Genomic DNA, 21,850 nt, shown 5'->3' with positions numbered 1-21,850 from the left:
CTGAAAGATGATATGAACGATCAGATTCCTGATTATCAATTAATTGCTCAGGATGTGCAATTTTGTGTGGATAAAGTTCACTCAGATGGTAGTTTAAAAACAATTATTATTAAAAATCTATCCGATTATGTAATTAAAGAACGTGCTTTGGTGGACGGACTGAAGCATTTTATTTATCATGGCAAAAAAATATTTATTTTAACTAATTCAGAATATTCCTATACGAAACTTTTATTAGAGTATGCGATTAATCCGTTCTTAAAAAAGGGAGAAACTTGGCGCGATTTATTCGAGTTTGTTATTACTTTAGCGAACAAACCCCGCTTTTTTTATGACAATCTTCGTTTTTTATCAGTAAACCCTGTCAATGGTACGATGAGTAATATTATTGGGCCCATAGTGCCAGGTGCTTATCAAGGAGGTAATGCAAAAAAGTTTACTGAAGACTTAAAAGTACGTGGTGATGAAATTCTTTACATTGGGGATCACATTTATGGTGACATTGTGCGCCTGAAAAAAGATTGTAATTGGCGCACGGCATTAGTAGTTGAAGAACTTGGTGAAGAAATTGCGGCGCAAATGCAGGCATTGCCCATAGAAAAGCAGATTAGTGAGGCCATGAAAGTTAAAAAAAATCTGGAGGATCAATACGTACATTTACATACTCAGAGTATTGATGAGTGCTCAAAACAATATAATGAAGAACTTCAAGGGCTACAAGTACAAATTAGCAAGATTGATGCACACTTGACCCAATTAATCAAAGAACAACGAGCCTTTTTTAATCTTAAATGGGGACGTATATTTCGTACCGGAGCAGAGGAAAGTTATTTTGCTTATCAAGTTGATCGTTTTGCCTGTATTTATATGGAAAAATTATCTGATTTATTGGAATGCTCACCAATATCTTATTTTCGTGCAAACAGACGATTGTTGCCACATGACATTGAGGTTTAGAAGAGCACAGGAAAAAAGAAAATTTTTTATTCATCCTACAAAAAAGACTTCCTCTCTTGTGCTCGGAAGAGTGCCTAGTGGTTTTTAGCGAAATCTATACTTACAATGTAGGCAATTAACCATGAGCTGCATCCCAATTCGTACCTGTACCTATAGAGACAAGTAGTGGCACGGAAAGTTCAACTGGATGTTCCATCAATTGGCGGATTTTTTGTGTACTGGATTCAATTTCTTGAGCAGACACTTCAAAAACCAACTCATCATGTACTTGCATAAGCATTCGTGCGTGGAGATTTTCTTGAGAGTTTTGCCATTTGGCAATAGCAATCATCGCTTTTTTAATAATGTCTGCAGCGGTACCTTGCATTGGTGCATTAATTGCAGTTCGTTCTGCTGCTTTTTGGCGCATCAGATTACGGGAATTTATTTCAGGTAAATACAATCGTCGTCCAAATAAGGTTTCTACATAACCTTGTTGATGTGCTTGTTGTCGAGTTTGGTTCATGTATTTTAAAACCTTGGGGTAACGTTGGAAATAAGTATCAATATAGCGCTGGGCATCTTGGCGCTCCACACCAAGTTGTTTCGCTAAACCAAAAGCGGACATTCCATAAATTAAACCAAAATTTACAGCCTTTGCTCTTCGACGTTGTTCCAAAGTTACTTCTTCAAGAGATACTTGAAAAATTTCACTTGCAGTTGCTGTATGAATGTCCCAACCGTTGGCAAAGGCTGTAAGTAAGTTTTCATCCTGGGATAAATGCGCCATAATACGTAATTCAATTTGTGAATAATCTGCCGCTAAAATCACCTTGCCAGGAGGAGCAATGAATGCGGTACGAATTAGTCTGCCTTCTTCATTGCGTATCGGAATATTTTGTAGGTTGGGTTCCGTCGAGGACAGTCGGCCCGTTGCTGCTATAGCTTGGTTATAAGAGGTATGTACTCTTCCAGTGTGCGCATTAATTTTTTTAGGCAAGGCATCAATATAGGTTGAAACCAGTTTGGTTAAACCACGGTGCTCAAGGATTACGGCTGCAAGGCGGTAGTCAAATGCTAACTCCTGTAAGACTGATTCTGCAGTAGAAGGTTGTCCAGTAGGTGTTTTTGCAATGACTGGAATTTTGTGTTCTTCAAAAAGTAATTCTTGCAATTGCTTTGGTGAACTTAGATTAAATGGTCTTCCGGCTAACTGTATGGCCTCTTCTTCAAGAAGCCTAATTCGTTCTTTTAAGCGATTACCGTGAGCGCTCAAAGTATCTGCGTCAATTAAAACTCCATGCAGCTCCATATCAGCAAGCACAGGGATTAAGGGCATTTCAATGTCACTAAAAACATGATGTAACGATTCGGACAGCATTGGGTATAAAGTGTGATGTAATTGCAGAGTGATGTCCGCATCTTCTGCTGCATAGATGCTTGCTTTATCTACGGGAATCTGATCGAAACGTAGTTGTTTGGCTCCTTTACCGGCAATCTCTTCAAAGGTGATGGTTTTATGTCCCAAATATTTTAAGGATAGGGTATCCATATCATGACGACCAGCACCACTATTAAGTACATACGATTCCAGCATGGTATCATAGGCAACGCCTTGTAATGTAATCCCATACTTTTTAAGCATTGAATAATCGTACTTAATGTTTTGCCCTATTTTTTTTATCGTTGGATTTTCTAAAATAGGTTTTAATGCGCTAAGTACTTCTTCACGTACTAATTGCAAAGTACCATCAGTATGGGTAAACGGAATGTAAGCAGCTTTTTTCTCTTCAATAGCTAAAGAAAGCCCAACAATTTCCGCCATCATGATGTCCAAACTGGTGGTTTCAGTATCAATACACAATTCTTGGCAATGTGCCAACTGATTCAACCAATTACTCAGTTGCTTCTGAGTAGTGATAAGCTCATAGAAAACCTCTGTATTCTGTATTTCTACAGCTAATTTTTCCTGACTCTCTGCTTGTGTTAATAATTCTTTAAGCCAATTTTTAAATTCGAACTCTCGAATTAAAGCAATTAATTGTTCTTTTACAACTTCTTTAGGACGTAATTCATCCAGATTTAAAGGCAACTGCAAATCAGTTTTAATTGTTACTAATTTTTTAGATAGTGGCAGCTGTGGGATACTTGCGCGCAAATAATCCCCAATTTTACCAGAGATTTCATGAGCATTTTCTAATAAATTATCCAAAGACTGATGTTCGCTTAGCCACTTAACGGCTGTTTTAGGACCACATTTAGTTACCCCAGGAATATTGTCTGAGGTATCACCAACCAGCGTTAGATAATCAATGATTTGCGCAGGTTCGACCCCAAATTTTTCTTTAACCCCGGCAATATCCATCGTGTAATTGTTCATGGTATTGATTAATGTAACTTGTTCATTGACAAGTTGAGCCATGTCTTTATCGCCAGTAGAGATTAGAACTGGAATTCCTTGTTCAGTGGCTTGTTTTGCCAGAGTGCCAATGACATCATCCGCTTCTACTCCTTCAACGATTAATAAAGGTAACCCCATCGTTTCCAGTAATTGTATTAAAGGTTGAAATTGCGAGCTTAACTCTTGCGGCATAGGTGGTCTGTGCGCTTTATATTCTGGATACCATTCCTCTCTAAAAGTCTTTCCTTTGGCATCGAAGACTACAGCTAACTGTTCAGGCTGATACTCTTTAATCAATTTTTTTATCATGTTAGCTACTCCATAAACAGCCCCTGTGGGTTGTCCCTTGGAATTAGTTAAGGGAGGTAGCGCATGAAATGCACGGAAAAAATAGGAGGAACCATCAATGAGGATCAACGGTGCTTGTATCATTATTTGCCCTCGATTTTGGATAATTGTTCGTTCAGTAATGCGACTTGTTCAGAAAGAGTTTTGATATTTTTGCGCATTAAAGGAATACGATTGACCGCAAACTCATGCTTGAGGGCAATTTCTTTGGGACGCGCAGGGTTACCAAAATAAATAGTTTTTTCGGTAAGATGTTTATTGGGTGGTACACCAGCGCGGGCTCCTAATATGACACCATTATCGATGCGAACATGATCGCTAACACCAACGTTTGCTGCAAAAATCACATGATTTCCTGTCGTGGTACTGCCGGCGATACCAGTGAACCCACAAAGGATATTGTGTTTTCCTAATTTTACTGAATGAGCTACTTGCACCAGGTTATCAATTTTAGTTCCTTCACCAATAATAGTCTCGCCCATGGTTGCACGATCGATTGCTGTATTAGCGCCAATTTCAACATCATCATGAATAACGACGCGTCCTACATGGGGCACTTTGTGGTGTTGACCATCAACAAAAGTGTAGCCAAAGCCATCAGAGCCAATTACTGTCGATGCGTGAATTGTTACTCTGGAACCAATTTGGCAGTGATCATATACAGTTACATGAGGATAAATTGTTGTATTTTCACCAAGAGTAACTTCGCGACCAATGTGAATATGACTTTTAAGGATGCAGTGATTGCCAATAATGCTGCCTGCTTCAATTACTACATAGGGTCCTATGAATACCTGTTCTCCTAAATGTACCCTTTCCCCAATTACGGCAGTTGGATGGATGCTTGGGGGGATTTGAGGGGTAGGATGAAAATAATGGAGTAAGGAAATAAATGCTCTTAATGGATGGGATACTTGTATTAATGGTTTTTCAGAAACAGAGGTGTTTTTGTTTACTAAAATTGCTGCTGCCGGGGATGCTTCAGCTAATTTGAGGTTTTTATCATTGTCTGCGAACACTAAAGTTCCGGAAGTAATGTCCTCAATGGGAGACAAACCAGAAATTTTAGTTGCGTTATCACCTATAATTATCCCTTTGATCAAATGCGCTATATCGCCAAGTGAAACACTCATTTATTAGCCTTTAAAAATTTGCAAAATAGGCAGATTATATACCCCTTATAGCTCATTTTCGAGTTTAAGTTGAAAAAAGTACGGATTGAGTTCAAAAGCTTAAAGACAATTCCTGGTTTAAGTTGAACGATGTGAAATTTTTTCACTTTATATATTTTCTTAACACTAAAGCTGCGTTAGCACCGCCAAAGGCAAAATGATTTGATAAAGCAATATCAATGGTTTTGTTGCGCGCTGTATTGCCCACATAATCCAGATCACAGACAGGATCGGGAGTATCCAAATTAATTGTAGGTAAAAGTAAATCATGGCGTAAACTAAGCGCAGTGGCGATAATCTCCATAGCACCTGCAGCACCTATAGTATGGCCAGTCATGGCTTTTTGGGCGGTTACTGGAATGTCATAGGCTCGAGCACCAAAAACTGATTTAATGGTTTCCGTTTCTGTACTGTCATTTAATTGAGTTCCGGTACCATGAGCATTAATATAATGGATGTCATTAGCTGACAACTTGGCGTCATCCAAAGCCGAAAAAATAGCACGTGTTTGTCCTTGCGTGTTGGGGGCCGTAACATGAAATGCATCACAACTGGCACCAAAACCAATGATTTCAGCATAAATAGTAGCACCACGTGCTTTTGCCTGTTGTAATTCTTCAAGAATTATAATTCCCGCTCCATCGGCAATGATCATGCCATTGCGGTTCAGATCAAACGGGCGACAGGCTTTGGTAGGGTTTTCATTATTGGTGGACAGGACTTTAAGTTTACACCAAGTCGCCATAACGGATTCCCAGATTAAGGAATCAGTTCCACCACAAAGAACGGTAGATAATTTACCTTGAGCAATTTGTTGATAAGCTGTTCCTATAGCTTCAGCGGAGGAAATACATGCATTAGATATCGTCGAATTAGGTCCACCAATACCAAATTCAATAGCAATATGATTTGCAATTGAATTGGGCATAGATCTGATGATACTAAGCGCTGGGAGTTTTTTCCAACTTTGATCAGAATACATTATCTTAAATATGCCTTCTGCTTCAGAATAGCCGCCCATCCCTGTACCTATATAAGTTCCTGCCAGAAATAACTCCTTGGTCGTAAGACCTGCTTGATGTATGGCATGGTGGGCACAATAAAGGGCATATTGAGCAGCACGAGGGTAACGTTTGCTTTTAGTGAATTGAGGAAGATATTCTAGAGAGAGGTCAGTAATTTCACCACCTATTTGAGTTGGGTATGGGGCGGGATCATAGTTTTGTATACGTTTTATTCCACATTGGCCGTGACTTGCGGCATTCCAGAATTTATCTAACCCAGTCCCTATCGAAGAAGTTATTTCCATCCCGGTGATTACAACCCTTTTTTTCATTCATTGTCCCTTTTTATCAACACATTTTTTTAAGCTAATACTAAAGGTGTGGTTGAAACTCTGTCAAGTGCTATTATTGGGAAGCTAACAGCAGGGGAATTACAACAAGTTATGTGATACTTTTATTGAGAATCCTCATATTAAGAATCTATACTAGTCTTACCTTAATCCGTGCAAGCTGAGCATCCTATACTCTTCCTGTGGCTTGTTTGCGGGACTATAGCGACGCAACATTGGCTACTCTATTATTATAACTTAATTAATTTTCTAGCCATTTTAATAATTGGTTTATTTCAATCTGCCAATAATCGCATGCATTTTGCATCAGGAAGCCTAGCCGTGTGTAAAGGTCGAGCGCTTTTTGATTATGAGTTTCTACATCCAGGTTCAGATCGGATTTGCCTTCACTTAAGGCATAGTTGACGCAATGAGTGATTAATGCGGTACCTAAACCTTGTCCTTGTTTGTCTGGAAAAACAGCGATGTCGGATAATGTTGCTCCATGTTTTTGCCAGCGCAGATGTGCTTTACCGATGAGATAATTTTTCTCAAAAGCAAGCTCAATCTGATAGTCGCGTTCGTTTAGTATGTGTTGAAAACGCTGTTCTAGCTCGTCAGGCGATTTATTGAAACATGCTTTGTCCAGCATACAAAGTTGCGGAATGTCTTCGATTGTTGCTCTGCGAAAAGTCAGTTGCTTTTTATAATCCAGCAAAGGATTTAAAATATGTCGTTCCATGGAGTATTCGCTGTGTTGATAAGAAAAACCAAAGCCTGGTAACCAGTGATCATTGAGAGAAGATGGGCTTGAAAAAATTAACTTAAAATAATTTTTTTCTAAAACAAGAGGGATGATATTTTGTAACAATTGCTTGGCTATTCCTCTATGACGCCATTGTGGGTGGATTAGTAATGAGACTTCCACAGCATCATCATAAAAAAAATAAATACTTAAAAAACCAATTAATTGTTCTTTTTCATAATAGAGAAAAATGGTGGATAAATGCCGTGGTTGTATTAATAGGTGCGTGTATAAATTAGGAATATTACCATCAGTTTTTTTACTTATTGTTTTTAATTGTTCCAGTTCTTTAAATTGCCTGTCATTTAATTGGTTTGTGATGTTAAACATAATGAGCTTCGATAAACGTTATTCATTTTTTCAAGAATAGCACATTGCACTCATTTTATGCTTACTTACCTAATAAGAATCGCTAAGTGAGTTGGACTTATTAAAGGGGTTTCAAAAGAGGTGTTAATGTTCTGGAACCCTAGCAAAAATAGGAAAAAAGCGTTAAATTACATTTCTTCATTCTTGCGATAAATAATGGCTGTATTGCCAATTAATTGTACTAACTCAGCATTTAGCTGCTGGCATAATTCATGAGCCATGATGATTCGTTCTTCTTTTTCCGCCCCATTAATTTTAACTTTAATTAATTCATGCGCAAGTAATGCATTATTCGTTTCCGCAAAAAGGGCTTCCGTTAATCCTTTGGCACCTATAAGTACAACGGGTTTCAAATGATGTGCCTGGGCTTTAAGAGATTGTCTAAACGAGGTATTCACTATAAGGTATTCCTTAAAAACTAAATGGTAAATTATTGCACGTTTTGCTGGGAAAAGGTAGTGAAATTCAGTATCATAGGCGAAATTGATCAATAAATAGTAGTTTATGAGTCGCACCAAAAGCAGTAAACGGTGGTTGCAGGAACATTTTGATGACGTTTATGTGAAAAAAGCACAAGCGGAGGGTTATCGTAGCCGCGCTGTGTATAAATTAAAAGAAGTAGATGAAAAAGAATCATTATTAAGGCCTGGGATGACCGTTGTTGATTTGGGTGCTGCCCCTGGCGGCTGGGCTCAGTATGTTTCTGAATGCCTACAGGGCCGTGGTCGGATCATTGCTTTAGATATACTCCCGATGGATGCTTTGCCTGAAGTGGATGTGATTCTTGGCGATTTTCGCGACGATAAAGTACTGCAAGAACTTATGGATTTAATTCCTGAGCGCAGTGTTGACTTGTTATTATCAGATATGGCCCCAAATATGAGTGGTACCGCAGCAATTGATATTCCACGTGCAATGTATTTGGTGGAGTTAGCTTTTGATTTTGCGGAAAAAATGTTAAAACCTGGTGGTTCCATGTTAATTAAAATTTTTCATGGCTCGGGTTTTGATGAACTAGTAAAACATGCAAAAATCTCTTTTGATAAGGTGGTGATTCGAAAGCCCTCTGCCTCCCGCGCACGCTCAAAAGAAACCTATTTGCTGGCAAAGGGATATAAACTATAGTAACTTTAATAGATTAAGAATTTGTTTTCCTAGAAAATGTTACCTCCTTCGCGCCAGGCCTCGGAGGTGGTGCCCATAGGGCGGATAAGAATTTCCTGAACGAAGTTCTTTACTGATGTTTGCCCACGGGGTTGATACTCATAAATATTAGAGTTTTACGTAACTAATGAGGTTAATACTTTGAACGACATGGTAAAAAATTTATTTTTATGGCTGATCATTGCGATTGTTCTGGTCTCTGTTTTCAGTAATTTTGGACCTCGTAACGCAGTTGCCGAGAAAATTTCTTACAGCCAATTTTTAAAAGAAGTCGATCAAGGTATGATCAATGCAGTAACCATCGAAGATGATAAAGTCATCAAAGGAATAACTAAAAATAATAAACGTTTTGTAACTTATATGCCGATGCAAGATAATGCATTGTTAGGAGAGTTATTAAAAAGCAAAGTAGAAGTGAGTGGTCAGGAAAAGCTACAAGAAAGCTTCCTCTTACACTTGTTTGTTAATTGGTTCCCAATGTTACTTTTAATCGGAGTCTGGGTCTTCTTTATGCGCCAAATGCAAGGTGGTGGTGGCCGTGGTGCAATGTCTTTTGGTCGTTCACGTGCTCGTTTGTTAGGTGAAGATCAGGTTAAAGTGACTTTTGCTGATGTGGCCGGTGTGGATGAAGCTAAGGATGAGGTAAAAGAGTTGGTTGATTTCCTACGGGATCCAACTAAATTCCAAAATCTAGGCGGACGTATTCCTCGTGGAGTATTATTGGTTGGTTCTCCTGGGACGGGTAAAACTTTATTAGCAAGAGCAGTTGCTGGTGAAGCTAAGGTGCCGTTTTTTACCATTTCAGGTTCTGATTTCGTGGAAATGTTCGTAGGGGTTGGTGCATCGCGTGTCCGTGATATGTTTGAACAAGCTAAAAAACACGCTCCCTGTATTATTTTTATTGACGAAATCGATGCAGTAGGTCGTCATCGTGGTGCGGGGCTAGGTGGTGGCCATGATGAGCGAGAGCAGACATTAAACCAATTATTGGTTGAAATGGATGGTTTTGAAGGGAATGAAGGGGTTATCGTAGTTGCTGCCACCAACCGCCCTGATGTTTTAGACCCTGCCTTGTTACGTCCTGGTCGTTTTGATCGTCAAGTTGTTGTTCCCTTACCTGACATCCGTGGACGTGAGCAAATATTAAGGGTTCATCTTCAAAAAGTTCCTGTAGATGTCAATATTGAAATCATGGATATTGCTCGAGGTACTCCTGGATTCTCTGGCGCAGATTTAGCTAATCTGGTAAATGAAGCGGCTTTATTTGCTGCACGCGAAAATAAACGTAAAGTTGGTATGCCTGAATTGGATAAAGCCAAAGATAAAATTATGATGGGTGCCGAACGTCGTTCAATGGTTATGGATGATAATGAGAAAAAACTAACTGCTTACCATGAAGCAGGACATGCTATTGTGGGTTTATCTGTGCCAGAGCATGATCCTGTATATAAAGTGTCTATTATTCCCCGTGGGCGTGCATTAGGGATCACCATGTTTTTACCGGAACAAGATCGTTATAGCCATACTAAGCGTCGTCTGGAAAGTCAACTGTCTAGTTTATTTGGCGGACGAATTGCTGAAGAATTAATTTTTGGTGCAGAAAGTGTTACTACAGGTGCATCCAATGACATTATGCGCTCCACTGAAATAGCTCGTAAAATGGTTACTAGCTGGGGATTATCTCCTCTTGGTCCACTGACTTTTGGTGAAGAAGAAGAGGAAGTATTTTTAGGTCGTTCTATGAATAAACATAAAGAAATGTCAGATAGGACTGCACAGCAAATTGATGATGAAATACGTGCAATAATTGATAGAAACTATCAACGAGCGAAAGAAATTTTGCTGGCTAATATGGATAAATTGCATTTGATGGCGGAAAATTTAATTAAATATGAAACCATTGATGCAAAACAAATTCAGGATATCATGGCTGGAAAAGAACCTTCTCCTCCAGCAGATTGGGGCACAACATCCAAGCCTTTGGATAAAGTTGAGGTGATTGATGATGCACCTGCACCATCTTCTGATTCAGAAGCAATTGTAAAATCCTGAAAATGTATAGAAATAATAAAAGCGAGAACAGCAAATGAATTCAATACAATTTAAGAGCTGGCTTACACAGCGAGGTCAGCTCTCTTTAAATTGCCATTTTGAAAAACCCTTAATTATGGGAATTTTAAACGTTACTCCCGATTCTTTTTCTGATGGTGGTAAGTTTTTTGCAATGGAACGAGCTTGTGAGCACGGATTCCATTTAATAACTCAAGGAGCTGATTTAATTGATGTAGGCGGCCAATCATCTAAACCTGGTGCTAAAGCTGTTCCAACTGAGGTTGAATTAGACCGGGTAATTCCAGTTATAAAGCACCTTCGCGCCAATTCAGATATCTGTATTTCGATTGATACTGATAAACCTGAAGTGATGGAAGCTGCTGTCGATGCAGGGGCTAATGTAATTAATGATATTAATGCTTTAGAAAAGCAGGGTGCTCTAGCAATGGCTGCAAAACTTGCTGTTCCTGTTTGTTTAATGCACATGCAAGGTGAACCACAAACTATGCAGCAAAATCCTCATTATTCTGAAGGGGTTTTGAACGAAGTAATGAAATTTTTTGTGACACGCATTGAAACCTGTCTTCATGCCGGCATTGATAAAAAAAACTTAATTTTAGATCCAGGCTTCGGCTTTGGAAAACGAGTAGAAGATAACTTATGTTTGGTAAATAAGCTGGATTTTTTTTCAACACTTAAATTGCCACTTCTTCTAGGAGTTTCACGTAAAAGTACGATTGGCGCTGTACTCAATAAAGAGGTTAATGATCGCTTAATAGGAGGCATCGCATTGGCTGTTTATGCCGCATTGAAAGGCGTTGGAATCATAAGAACGCATGATGTCGATGAAACAAATCAAGCATTAACCCTAATCGAAAGGGTTTGTCAGGCTAGGCTCTGTTGACATTGTGGCCAAGATAGTAGGCGTGTCGACAGACGCTCAATAGCTTTAATAATAGAGGTAATAAGGATGATTCAACGTAAATATTTTGGAACCGATGGCATTCGTGGGCATGTCGGTTTATCAGATATTAATCCAGAATTCGTATTAAAATTAGGCTGGGCCGTAGGTCGCGTACTTGGGGGAAATGGGCACCGTAAAAAGGTGGTTATAGGTAAAGATACGCGAGTCTCAGGCTATATGCTTGAATCTGCTCTAGAAGCAGGTTTATCGGCTGCAGGTGTGGATGTTGCCTTATTAGGTCCTATGCCAACACCTGCCATCGCTTATTTGACTCAAACTCTGCGCGCAAATGCAGGTATCGTAATTAGTGCATCTCATAATTTATTTGAAGATAATGGCATTAAATTTTTCTCTGCCGAAGGTGGTAAATTACCTGATAATATTGAACTGCAAATCGAGGCAGAGTTGGATAATCAGATGCAAACGGTGCCTTCAGGAAAATTAGGTAAAGCGACACGCATCGATGATGCCAGTGGCCGTTATATTGAGTTTTGTAAATCCACTATTCCTTCTTTGACTCGATTGTCTGGTTTAAAAATTGTTGTTGATTGTGCTAATGGCGCAACATATCACATAGCTCCTAATGTATTTGCAGAACTTGGTGCCCAGGTAACTTCTATTAGCAATAAACCTGATGGATTTAATATTAACCAGAATTGCGGTTCTACTTCACCCGATCATTTAGTACAAAAAGTTCTTAGTACTGGTGCTGATATTGGCATTGGACTTGATGGTGATGGGGATCGTGTTATTTTAGTTGATGCGCAAGGTAATTTAATTGATGGTGATAAAATCCTTTATATTATTGCTAAAGATCGATATGAGCGTGGAGTGTTGCATGGCGGTGTAGTAGGTACTGTAATGAGTAACTACGGTTTAGAAAAGGCTATTACAGCTTTAGGTATCCCATTTCTGCGCTCCAATGTTGGTGATCGATATGTTTTGGCAGCATTACGCGAAAAAAATTGGAAAATTGGTGGTGAAACTTCTGGTCATATTGTTTGTCTTGATAAAACAACAACAGGGGACGGTATTGTTGCTGCGTTACAGGTGTTATCAATTATGATAAAGCAGGGAAAAAGCGTGCAGCAATTAAGCGCAGGGATTACCTTGCTTCCACAAGTTCTGGTCAATTTAAAAACTTCTCAAGCACCATTATTAGTAAAAAATTCACAAGTACTTGAAGTGGTAAGAAATTTGGAAGCCAGTTTACGCGATAAGGGCAGAGTTTTACTTAGGCCATCAGGCACTGAGCCTTTATTACGAGTCATGATTGAGGGGATTGATAAATCAGTGGTGATGCAACAAGCGCAACAATTGTGTGAGGAAATAACCCTTATTGACAAGAATTTATCTTATTAGTAAATAATACCAGGGAATATATACAGACTAAGGAAAGCTATATCCTGTATGGCTTCTAGTAAAATTAAAATTTCTTCTTGTGCCTGCGGAATACACCTCAGGGTACACTGTTTATTAAGTCTTCCTTATTACAGGCAATTTTATATTTTAATACTACTGGTAAAAATAATAAAATTTACTCACCAAGAACTTATTTCAAACACCAAGAGATACCTTAATGAAAAATATTCCAGAAAAAATTCAGGAACAAAATGCTGTAGCTATTAGCGTATTGAATCATCTTCTAAGTGATCACGTCTTAAAAAGAGTGATTCATAAATTTGGATCCGAACTTGCAAAAAACATTTTACAGCTTCTTATACAAAAGGTAGAAGAGGCTGATGAACTTGGTGTTATAGATGAAAAGTCAAAACAAACCATCACTCATTTAATGCTGCACCATTCAGATAAAGGACGCCAATACGATGGGATAAGAATGGAAACATCGTGGGAAACTCTTAATAACAAAGTAGGAGTTTTATCCGTACTATGCCAAATGAATGAACTATTATCTGATATCAACCAGTGCACAACGATTCAGAGTTTAACTAATTATTTCAAGTCTATGTATGATATTTCCGCTGCTTTTGTACAAGAATTAGCTGGTGAACATAATGAGTTTTTTAATCAGTTAATTTCTATTATTATGCCTACTGTAGCCGAGTACGGAAGTCGTATATCTTTTACTGAGGTTGGTGATAAGAAGAAACAATATGCTACTACTTTTGGTTTATTTGCTACTTCCCGTGATTTAATAGATGAAACTCAAGTATCCGAAGAAATATCCGTAGCTGAAGCGCGAATTACAGGCAAATCACTTTTTAAAGAAATAACTACCATAGAACGCTATCGCTTGATATTTACGAATTATCTTTTTGCTAAAGAAAATTATGAAAAGCATATTGATACAGTTGAGGTTGAGGCACGTGATCAGGCAGAAGCTCACTTTCTTAACCAAATACAAAAAATGATTAATTTAGATATTCCTTTGGATTTAACAATCGAAGATTTAGAAGCAGTAGATAGAATTGCTAAGGCCAATGAAACTTGGATAGAAAAAATAGCAAGACGAGATAAAGCTCCTTTAGTTGCAGGCATATCCGGAAGCACTGGCCGACTTTTAATTTCATTAATTCATTTTAAGTTAATTCAAGCAGATGAGGCCTCTATTAATGAATTACAAATATTAGCGAATTGTATTGCTGCTCATATGGTTTTTCAGGGACACCATTCCTTTGATGAAGTACATGAAGCTTCACGTCGTGCTATTGATGCATTATTAATTGCAGATACTCCGAAAAAAGAAGATATTCTTAAGGTGATTGATCACCCATTTTATAAGGTTGGAGCAAACTTTTTACATCATTCTTATGTTGATAAGGTTTTAATGGATTCTCAGGAACATTTGCCAGTTGCAGCTATGATGCCTTTTAAATATTAAGCTTTAGATAATAAGTAGTTACAACGTCAAAATGTAACTACTTTAATTGTTAAGTAAATTCTTTAGTTAATTGTGTTGCTTTCTATGGCAGTTTTAACAGCTTTTCTAAAGCCTTTACCGTTGCGGTAATTAGTTCATGTTTGAACGCATTGTTATAGCCCCGCATCGTGGAGCATTATTAAAGGCATACTGTTTTTGTCCGTTACATGGGTCGTTTTCATTATGGTTCATACCCATTATTATGGGTTCATCTGCGGATGATCTGGCTCAAATACAATGTCAACCAACGCAGCAACCTTACCTAACTCACCCTGACATAAAGCAGGTTTGCAAGACGTGGGAATAGGCGTACCATTTTGTAAAAAATCGATCAACGCACGTGCAGCAGTAATTTTTTCTTTTTTCGAAAAACCAAAATTGGTGATCGTAAAAAAACCAAAAAATGACAGCCTGGTCTTGTAATCAGCGTCCAGTGTTCGTTTATAAAGATATGACTCTGTTTCATGCAATTGGATTTGTTTGAGTGCTGCTTTAACATCTTTGCTAAGGTCATCATAGTACTCATCATTGCCAGTAGTATCATACTGAGAATTTGCGAGGAGACGGTGTTCCTCTATTTTTTGAATCTCTAATTTCACAAAATCTAATACCGTTGACTGTATATATTTTGAACTATATAAACAAACGCCTAATTCTGCCAGGTAACTTTCAATTGCATCCAGATCTACTGTATTTGTTATCTTACCTATACGTTTTGCCTGTTCAACTGCATCTATTATGTTCGCCACCCCAGACACAACCTTTTGTTCATATTTATAATCAGTGTTGCAAAATCCAATTTCGATTCGGTCGTTTTTATAAATAAATATAATGTCTTTTGCATCAATAATTCGTTCTTGAGTCTCAGTATCTGGATCAAATAACATTATTTTTACACAGCGATTTTCTACATATTGATTTATTTCAATTTCGGAATTGCGAATAAATTTGTCAGGATTATATGCATAATGAGAAGGATTATTTATTCTAGTTTGCTTGATGGCACTAATATTTTGTTTCCAATCTACCCCTTGTGACAGTAATAAAAGCGCTAATGGCATTTTATTCATAAGCATAAAAAATTGCAGTGGGGTAAATGAACTTAAAATTGTCTCAGTGTACTCATAAGCAATGAAATCAGTATTGTTAGCACGATAAGAAAAACCACCATTCACGGAACTAGTATGGCCTCTAATGACCACTTTAACCTCGTGTTCATACACTTTGTTCAACCATGCCATTGGGTTGGGACTTCTACCTATGCATTTAATTAGGAGAGGTAACCAAGCTTCTGTCGTCATTGGTAAGAGGCGATAATCCTGGTTTGTATAATGCACTCGCTTTCCTGTCAAATCTGTAAAATAGGTATCAAATGTTGATTGAATAGCAGTCAGTTGTTGTTCCGTAAATACTATTCTGTGTTCGAGCATAAAGCGAAGATATGCTTGCCCCCTTTCAGATTTTAAATACTCAGGCGTAAATTCAACACTCTTTAACCAAGCATGAAAAGCAGATGAATTCCTCTTTAGCAGTGCTTGACCCAATAAAGCGTCTATATCAATGCCAGTAAACCATGATGATTGTACTATTTGTTCTACGGAAATCAGCTCTGTATTAAGAAGTATTATCACGGCTCCGTAAGAGTCTTTTTTCGATAAAAATGAATTTAATTCGTTTGCATTTTGGAACAATGGGTCTGTTATATACGGCATTAATCCCGCATCAGCCATTTTTTGTAATTTTATTTCAGAGTAGTTATCAGAGTAGTTAAATGTTAATACTCTGTTTATTAATGAGTTATGGGTGTAGTTCTGATTGAATTCTAACAACAGATGCTTAAATTTGTCATATATTCTTTTAAAAGTGGATAGACTTACCTTGCTCAATGCTGCATCAAGGACACTGACCGCAATATAGCCATTTCTAGGTATGTAATTTAACTCATTAATTAAAAACCAAAAAGTCTCAGACGTTTTTTCATCTTCTTCCAATAGTAGTACACATAATGATAACGAAGATGCAATCGAAGAAGCGTGAAATCCTTCTATGCCGTAGACTGCAAATAAGATCTGTAAACAATCCTTTCGATTGGCATTAAATGCAAAAGAAAAAACATCATAATTATCTTTGGATTTTGATAGAGCTTCTTTAGCATATCTCTGATTGATGAGCCATTGAAAAAAAGCACTAGAGCCTCCTTTATCTAACACAACATGAAACAAATTATGCTCATTAATTATCAAAGGCAAATATTCTGGATGTGTAGTCAATGTATTTCGAAAAAATTGTTCATCTATGTACGCCATCAGGCCTGATTGCTTAAGTTCGCTCAATTTGTCCAAATATGCTTGTTTTTCAGCTGACGAGTGCGCTGCAGCACTGCGCTTTAAGAGAGTCCCTTTTATGGGTATGAATGGGTTATTGCTGATATTGATGCTGGAATCCAGCTGAGACGTTAAAAACTCCACTGCATGTATCAATACCTGAAATGCTTCTTTTGAATACGTACTATTGTTATTCTTATCCGGATGAAAATGAAGAGCTAGTTTCGATTTTGCTTTTTTAATATCTTTTGCAGAAAAACCTTGAGGTAAATCAAGCAAATTCAAAGCGCTTAGATTATAAGATTGCCAGTTTTTAACGATTTCACATTGTTTTTGAAAACGAGCTTTTTCTTCACCCACCGCAACATATAAACAATTTGTTTCAGAGACATTAATGTATGGCATACTTTTCCACATTTAAAAATCAATGTGGGTAAATTATACGCTTTTTTAATTAATTGTTAATTATATTCTCTTATAAAGGTAAAATAACGCTCAAAATCCGCATCACCTTACGTAGGCGGCGTAGATTTGTAAATATAAAGAGCAGAATGATTGTTATACGATCATAGTTTTTTAAAAAAATTACAATAGAACTACACATGAAGTGTAAGTTTAGGTATAGTCCGCAGTTGAGAGCAAGAGGGCAATATATGAGAAGTAAAATAATTGCTGGTAACTGGAAAATGAATGGTCAGCTCCAGCAAGTAATTGAATTAACTAATCAGATAAAAGAAATGCTGGATTTTGACAACACTACCCAGATTATTGTAATGCCGCCTGCTATTTACATTCCTCAGGTAAATGATTTATTGGAAATGAGTAAAATTAATATAGGTGCTCAGAATGTATTCGTAAAAGATTTTGGTGCATATACTGGGGAAATATCCGCGCCAATGTTAAAAGATTTTAATTGCCGTTATGTTTTAGTTGGTCATTCCGAACGAAGACAGAAATTCCATGAAGATGAAAATTTTGTGGCACAAAAATTCCACCATGTAAAAGAACATGGTATGATACCCGTTCTTTGTGTGGGTGAAACCCTAATCGAGCGTCAAAAAGGTCAAACAGAGCAAGTAATTGCTCGGCAACTGCTGGCGGTGAGTACACATAACAAACATTGTTTTCAAAATTGTGTTGTGGCTTATGAACCTGTTTGGGCTATAGGTACAGGTAAAACTGCATCACCAGAACAAGCGCAAGAAGTACATCAGTTCATTAGAAAACTGATTGCAGAGATAAATAGTAATGATGCGAAGTATTTATCCATCCTCTATGGTGGCAGTGTAAACGAAGATAATGCAAGAGCTCTCTTTATCATGCCAGACGTAGATGGTGGTTTAGTAGGTGGTGCATCGTTGAATGCGAAACAGTTTATGGAAATTGTCAAATGTATCAATTGATTTTAATGATTCATGTAATTGTTGCTGTGGTCTTAATTGGCTTAGTTCTTATTCAGCATGGTAAAGGCGCTGATATTGGCGCCGCTTTTGGCTCTGGTGCATCAAATACTGTATTTGGTAGTCAGGGAACAGGAAGCTTTTTATTTAAATTAACGGGTGGTTTGGCACTGACATTCTTCATTACCAGCCTTTTGTTGTCTTATTTAGTATCTGTGCAATATCAAAAAGCAGAACAACAGGCCGCTCCTCAACAACAAATAAGCATACCGGTGAATTCAATTCCCGTGCCTGTTGAGAGTACTACAGATGATAAGAAAGAATAAATTTAGTAAAAAACAATTACTAGAAGTTGTGAATATTTCGCTAATTTGAGCTAAAATGGACTGATTTTAGGGCACCGAAGCGTGACATGCATTAGCATCGGGGCACAGAAGTTAGTCCATTTTTTCCAAGAGAATAGAAATATCAATAGATCTATAAAAGAATTGCCGAAGTGGTGAAATTGGTAGACACGCCGTCTTGAGGGGGCGGTGGCGTAAAGCCGTGCCGGTTCGAGTCCGGCCTTCGGCACCATTAATCTGTGCAAGGTGAAATAATGCTATCTCAATACTTACCCGTTCTTGTTTTTATACTTATCGGATTAGCACTGGGTCTAGTGATGTTAGGAGCCGGTTCCTTGCTCTCAAAACATAATCCTAATGCTGCAAAAAATGCACCTTATGAATGTGGATTTGATGCATTTGAAAATGCTCATATTCCTTTTGATGTTCGATTTTATCTGGTAGCTATACTTTTTATAGTTTTTGATTTAGAAACAGCATTTTTCTTTCCCTGGGCTTTAGCCCTACGCAAAATAGGATGGTTGGGTTTTGCGGGAATGATGTTATTTCTTGGTTTATTAGTTATTGGTTTTATTTACGAATGGAAGCGTGGCGCTTTAGAGTGGGAATAAAATGTATCATGTGGGAGTTTGTAGTCCTTTTGCTTGCTTGAATTGAAATAGGTTGGTTGTTGTTGCATGCGTACTAGAATACCAACCTATCTTGACCAAGAAAGTAAAAATAGGAACGAACTCATTGTTGCTCCTCACCTATTATCCTGGGCATAGTGAGTGTTCTCGTGAATTTATATTGATTCAGAGAGTTTTTCATTAAGTTTTGGCTGGCAAGGCAGGAGTGGCGAGGTTTTTTCATTAATATTTAACTGCTTAGAGGCTAGCTATGGCGGTTGCAGAATTGCAAAAAAATGGTTTTGTGACGACTTCGGTTGAGAAACTTGTGGGATGGGCACGTAGTGGTTCTATGTGGCCCATGACTTTTGGTTTGGCATGTTGTGCTGTCGAAATGATGCACGTCGGTGCCGCGCGTTATGATTTGGATAGATTCGGAATTATTTTTCGGCCTAGTCCTCGTCAATCTGATGTCATGATTGTTGCTGGTACTTTATGTAACAAAATGGCGCCTGCTTTGCGCAAAGTTTATGATCAGATGGCTGAACCCCGCTGGGTTGTTTCCATGGGGTCTTGTGCGAATGGTGGAGGATATTATCACTATTCTTATTCTGTTGTTCGTGGATGTGATCGTATTGTTCCTGTTGATGTTTATGTACCCGGCTGTCCGCCAACAGCAGAAGCATTACTTTATGGCATTATTCAATTGCAGAATAAAATCAGACATAAAAATATATTAGAGGCATAAGATCATCAAAGGTGCAGATTAGATGACAAAAAATAATTATTTAGTTAAAAAACTAAAGACTGAATTTGCAAGTCATATGAATAATGTGACGATTGCATACGATGAAGTAACTGTTGAATCTGACGTTGCAAATTTAAAAACATTAATGTTGGAACTGCGTAATGAAGATGCATTTTCTTTTGACCAACTTATCGACCTTTGTGCGGTAGATTATTTATTATATGGTGAATATGATTGGGAAACTGATTCTGCAACAGAGAATGGCTTTTCTCGAGGTGTTGAGCGTCAAGAAGCTAAAGCGTATACAATGACCAAGCCTCGTTTTGCAGTAGTTTATCATTTGCTTTCAACTAAAAAAAATCACCGTTTACGTGTCAAAATCTTTGTTGATGAAAAAGATTTAATCGTTCCCTCAGTACACCACTTATGGAAAGTTGCTGATTGGTTTGAGCGTGAGGCTTATGATTTATATGGTGTTTTATTTGACGGACATCCAGATTTAAGACGTATTTTGACCGATTATGGTTTTATTGGACATCCATTTCGTAAAGATTTTCCTCTAAGTGGTCATGTGGAAATGCATTATGATGCAACATTACAAAAAGTTATTTACGCCCCTGTTGATATAGAGCCCAGAATTTTGGTGCCTAAGGTTATTCGTACTGATAACCGTTATCTTATTGATGAGAAAACTAAATAATGATTGAATTAAAGAATTATACGTTAAATTTTGGTCCCCAACACCCTGCAGCACACGGGGTTTTGCGATTGGTCCTAGAGCTTGAGGGTGAGACAATCGTTCGTGCTGATCCTCATATTGGTTTGTTACACCGAGCAACTGAAAAATTAGCAGAAACCAAACCTTATATTCACAATATTGGTTACATGGATAGATTAGACTATGTTTCCATGATGTGTAATGAACATGCTTATGTTAATGTCATTGAGAAACTTTTAGGTATTGAGGTACCATTACGCGCGCAGTACATTCGTACTATGTTTGATGAAGTAACTCGTGTGTTGAATCACCTTTTGTGGTTGGGGGCTATGGCACTAGATATTGGTGCAATGACTGTATTTTTATACTGTTTTAGGGAACGTGAGGACTTATTTGATTGCTACGAAGCGGTGTCAGGAGCACGTATGCATGCAACTTACTATAGACCAGGTGGTGTCGCTCGAGATTTGCCAGATACAATGCCTCAATACAAAGCATCACGATGGCATAGTCAGCGAGAAGTTGAAAAACTTAACGTAGACCGTAGTGGCGGCTTACTTGATTTTCTATGGGCATTCACAGAACGTTTCCCCCGCTGTGTCGATGAATATGAAACTTTGTTAACAGATAATCGCATTTGGAAACAGCGAACTGTAGATATAGGTATTGTCTCTCCAGAAAACGCGTTGCAATGGGGGTATACTGGACCTATGCTGCGTGGTTCAGGAATTGCTTGGGATTTACGAAAAAAACAAAGTTATGCTGCCTATGACCGAGTAGACTTTGATATTCCGGTAGGTAAAAGTGGCGATTGTTATGATCGTTATTTGGTCCGCGTTGAAGAATTAAGGCAATCAAATCGAATTATTAGACAATGTATTGAATGGCTAAGAAAACATCCTGGCCCTGTACGCGTTAATGATCCTAAAATTACACCGCCACGTCGTGTGGAAATGAAACACGACATGGAGGCAATGATTCATCATTTTAAACTCTTCACAGAAGGGTTCAGCTTGCCAAGAGGAGAAGCTTATAGTGCTGTAGAAGCACCTAAAGGTGAGTTTGGTATTTATATGGTATCAGATGGTGCCAATAAACCTTATCGACTGAAAATTCGTGCTCCTGGATTTGCTCACTTATCTAGCTTTGATGAAATGGTAAGAGGACACATGCTTGCAGATGGCGTCGCTATTTTAGCAAGTCAGGATATAGTGTTTGGTGAAATAGATCGTTAATTTCGCTTAGTTCCAATGATGAGGATATTACAAAAAAATTGTAATTTA

Annotated in this window: 18 protein-coding genes and 1 tRNA gene; 13 read left to right on the top strand and 6 right to left on the bottom strand. The window is 38.0% G+C overall.

The annotated features are described in order from the left end of the window. Positions 1-957 (top strand): 5'-nucleotidase domain-containing protein (locus WA877_RS09025; RefSeq protein ID WP_425170585.1); only part of this gene is annotated, 957 nt, incomplete at its 5' end. A gap of 115 nt (positions 958-1,072) precedes the next feature. Here the strand turns inward: WA877_RS09025 and polA are convergent. The 5 genes from polA to yhbY form a co-directional block, all read right to left on the bottom strand. Then, positions 1,073-3,766, bottom strand: a complete 2,694-nt coding sequence (gene polA / locus WA877_RS09020) for a DNA polymerase I (protein WP_425170587.1) — start codon at positions 3,764-3,766, stop codon at positions 1,073-1,075. A gap of 2 nt (positions 3,767-3,768) precedes the next feature. Then, the gene (gene lpxD, locus WA877_RS09015; protein WP_425170584.1) at positions 3,769-4,818 is read right to left on the bottom strand and encodes a UDP-3-O-(3-hydroxymyristoyl)glucosamine N-acyltransferase; all 1,050 of its coding nucleotides are present in this window, start codon (positions 4,816-4,818) and stop codon (positions 3,769-3,771) included. A 142-nt stretch (positions 4,819-4,960) separates the two neighbouring features. After that, on the bottom strand, positions 4,961-6,193 hold the full coding sequence (locus tag WA877_RS09010) for a beta-ketoacyl-[acyl-carrier-protein] synthase family protein (RefSeq protein ID WP_425170583.1): 1,233 nt from the start codon (positions 6,191-6,193) through the stop codon (positions 4,961-4,963). A gap of 259 nt (positions 6,194-6,452) precedes the next feature. Continuing rightward, entirely contained in the window at positions 6,453-7,325 is an 873-nt protein-coding gene (locus WA877_RS09005) for a GNAT family N-acetyltransferase (protein ID WP_425170582.1), read from the bottom strand. 167 nt (positions 7,326-7,492) lie between these two features. Continuing rightward, positions 7,493-7,762 carry a ribosome assembly RNA-binding protein YhbY gene (yhbY, locus tag WA877_RS09000; protein WP_425170581.1) on the bottom strand — a complete coding sequence of 90 codons (270 nt, stop codon included), beginning with the start codon at positions 7,760-7,762 and terminating at the stop codon, positions 7,493-7,495. A gap of 106 nt (positions 7,763-7,868) precedes the next feature. Between yhbY and rlmE the strand changes: the two genes are divergently transcribed. The 5 genes from rlmE to WA877_RS08975 all read left to right on the top strand — a co-directional run bounded on the left by rlmE (position 7,869) and on the right by WA877_RS08975 (position 14,386). Continuing rightward, complete coding sequence (gene rlmE, locus WA877_RS08995) at positions 7,869-8,489, top strand: 23S rRNA (uridine(2552)-2'-O)-methyltransferase RlmE (RefSeq protein WP_425170580.1); 621 nt, start codon at positions 7,869-7,871, stop codon at positions 8,487-8,489. A gap of 189 nt (positions 8,490-8,678) precedes the next feature. Further along, entirely contained in the window at positions 8,679-10,580 is a 1,902-nt protein-coding gene (ftsH, locus tag WA877_RS08990; protein ID WP_425170586.1) for an ATP-dependent zinc metalloprotease FtsH, read from the top strand. 34 nt (positions 10,581-10,614) lie between these two features. Next, on the top strand, positions 10,615-11,484 hold the full coding sequence (gene folP / locus WA877_RS08985) for a dihydropteroate synthase (RefSeq protein WP_425170579.1): 870 nt from the start codon (positions 10,615-10,617) through the stop codon (positions 11,482-11,484). 66 nt (positions 11,485-11,550) lie between these two features. Continuing rightward, positions 11,551-12,906: a phosphoglucosamine mutase gene (gene glmM / locus WA877_RS08980; RefSeq protein WP_425170578.1), complete on the top strand. Its 1,356-nt coding sequence runs from the start codon at positions 11,551-11,553 to the stop codon at positions 12,904-12,906. A gap of 217 nt (positions 12,907-13,123) precedes the next feature. Next, a complete protein-coding gene (locus WA877_RS08975; RefSeq protein ID WP_425170577.1) occupies positions 13,124-14,386 on the top strand; it encodes a hypothetical protein in 1,263 nt (420 codons plus the stop codon). A 239-nt stretch (positions 14,387-14,625) separates the two neighbouring features. Here WA877_RS08975 and WA877_RS08970 read toward each other — a convergent pair whose 3' ends face one another. After that, complete coding sequence (locus tag WA877_RS08970; protein WP_425170576.1) at positions 14,626-17,154, bottom strand: DnaJ domain-containing protein; 2,529 nt, start codon at positions 17,152-17,154, stop codon at positions 14,626-14,628. 248 nt (positions 17,155-17,402) lie between these two features. On the opposite strand from WA877_RS08970, the gene tpiA reads away from it, so the two are divergent. From tpiA to WA877_RS08935, 7 genes are all read left to right on the top strand, one after another. After that, entirely contained in the window at positions 17,403-18,152 is a 750-nt protein-coding gene (gene tpiA / locus WA877_RS08965) for a triose-phosphate isomerase (RefSeq protein ID WP_425170575.1), read from the top strand. Continuing rightward, positions 18,140-18,475, top strand: coding sequence for a preprotein translocase subunit SecG (secG, locus tag WA877_RS08960; RefSeq protein WP_425170574.1), 336 nt, complete (start codon positions 18,140-18,142; stop codon positions 18,473-18,475). The genes tpiA and secG overlap by 13 nt, the downstream gene beginning before the upstream one ends. 164 nt (positions 18,476-18,639) lie before the next feature. Further along, positions 18,640-18,725, top strand: a tRNA-Leu gene (locus WA877_RS08955). Positions 18,726-18,747: 22 nt separating this feature from the next. Beyond that, positions 18,748-19,104, top strand: coding sequence for an NADH-quinone oxidoreductase subunit A (locus WA877_RS08950; protein WP_425170573.1), 357 nt, complete (start codon positions 18,748-18,750; stop codon positions 19,102-19,104). Positions 19,105-19,372: 268 nt separating this feature from the next. Continuing rightward, positions 19,373-19,849: a NuoB/complex I 20 kDa subunit family protein gene (locus WA877_RS08945; protein ID WP_425170572.1), complete on the top strand. Its 477-nt coding sequence runs from the start codon at positions 19,373-19,375 to the stop codon at positions 19,847-19,849. 22 nt (positions 19,850-19,871) lie between these two features. Then, a complete protein-coding gene (locus WA877_RS08940) occupies positions 19,872-20,549 on the top strand; it encodes an NADH-quinone oxidoreductase subunit C (protein ID WP_425170571.1) in 678 nt (225 codons plus the stop codon). After that, complete coding sequence (locus WA877_RS08935; RefSeq protein ID WP_425170570.1) at positions 20,549-21,802, top strand: NADH-quinone oxidoreductase subunit D; 1,254 nt, start codon at positions 20,549-20,551, stop codon at positions 21,800-21,802. The genes WA877_RS08940 and WA877_RS08935 overlap by 1 nt, the downstream gene beginning before the upstream one ends. The last annotated feature ends 48 nt before the right edge of the window (positions 21,803-21,850 follow it).

This window comes from Legionella sp. (assembly GCF_049790535.1).
In the GTDB taxonomy this organism is placed as follows: domain Bacteria; phylum Pseudomonadota; class Gammaproteobacteria; order Legionellales; family Legionellaceae; genus Legionella.
Note: the sequence above shows the minus strand (reverse complement) of the source record. Positions and strands in the feature narration are given on the sequence as shown.

What these genes read in the sequence shown, in the direction of transcription:
- ftsH (WP_425170586.1), top strand. Translation starts at nt 8,679, where the DNA reads ATGGTAAAAAATTTATTTTTATGGCTGATCATTGCGATTGTTCTGGTC.
- tpiA (WP_425170575.1), top strand. Translation starts at nt 17,403, where the DNA reads ATGAGAAGTAAAATAATTGCTGGTAACTGGAAAATGAATGGTCAGCTC.
- WA877_RS08975 (WP_425170577.1), top strand. Translation starts at nt 13,124, where the DNA reads ATGAAAAATATTCCAGAAAAAATTCAGGAACAAAATGCTGTAGCTATT.
- WA877_RS08940 (WP_425170571.1), top strand. Translation starts at nt 19,872, where the DNA reads ATGACAAAAAATAATTATTTAGTTAAAAAACTAAAGACTGAATTTGCA.
- glmM (WP_425170578.1), top strand. Translation starts at nt 11,551, where the DNA reads ATGATTCAACGTAAATATTTTGGAACCGATGGCATTCGTGGGCATGTC.
- secG (WP_425170574.1), top strand. Translation starts at nt 18,140, where the DNA reads ATGTATCAATTGATTTTAATGATTCATGTAATTGTTGCTGTGGTCTTA.
- rlmE (WP_425170580.1), top strand. Translation starts at nt 7,869, where the DNA reads ATGAGTCGCACCAAAAGCAGTAAACGGTGGTTGCAGGAACATTTTGAT.
- WA877_RS08950 (WP_425170573.1), top strand. Translation starts at nt 18,748, where the DNA reads ATGCTATCTCAATACTTACCCGTTCTTGTTTTTATACTTATCGGATTA.
- folP (WP_425170579.1), top strand. Translation starts at nt 10,615, where the DNA reads ATGAATTCAATACAATTTAAGAGCTGGCTTACACAGCGAGGTCAGCTC.
- WA877_RS08970 (WP_425170576.1), bottom strand. Translation starts at nt 17,154, where the DNA reads ATGCCATACATTAATGTCTCTGAAACAAATTGTTTATATGTTGCGGTG.
- WA877_RS09010 (WP_425170583.1), bottom strand. Translation starts at nt 6,193, where the DNA reads ATGAAAAAAAGGGTTGTAATCACCGGGATGGAAATAACTTCTTCGATA.
- WA877_RS08945 (WP_425170572.1), top strand. Translation starts at nt 19,373, where the DNA reads ATGGCGGTTGCAGAATTGCAAAAAAATGGTTTTGTGACGACTTCGGTT.
- lpxD (WP_425170584.1), bottom strand. Translation starts at nt 4,818, where the DNA reads ATGAGTGTTTCACTTGGCGATATAGCGCATTTGATCAAAGGGATAATT.
- WA877_RS08935 (WP_425170570.1), top strand. Translation starts at nt 20,549, where the DNA reads ATGATTGAATTAAAGAATTATACGTTAAATTTTGGTCCCCAACACCCT.
- WA877_RS09005 (WP_425170582.1), bottom strand. Translation starts at nt 7,325, where the DNA reads ATGTTTAACATCACAAACCAATTAAATGACAGGCAATTTAAAGAACTG.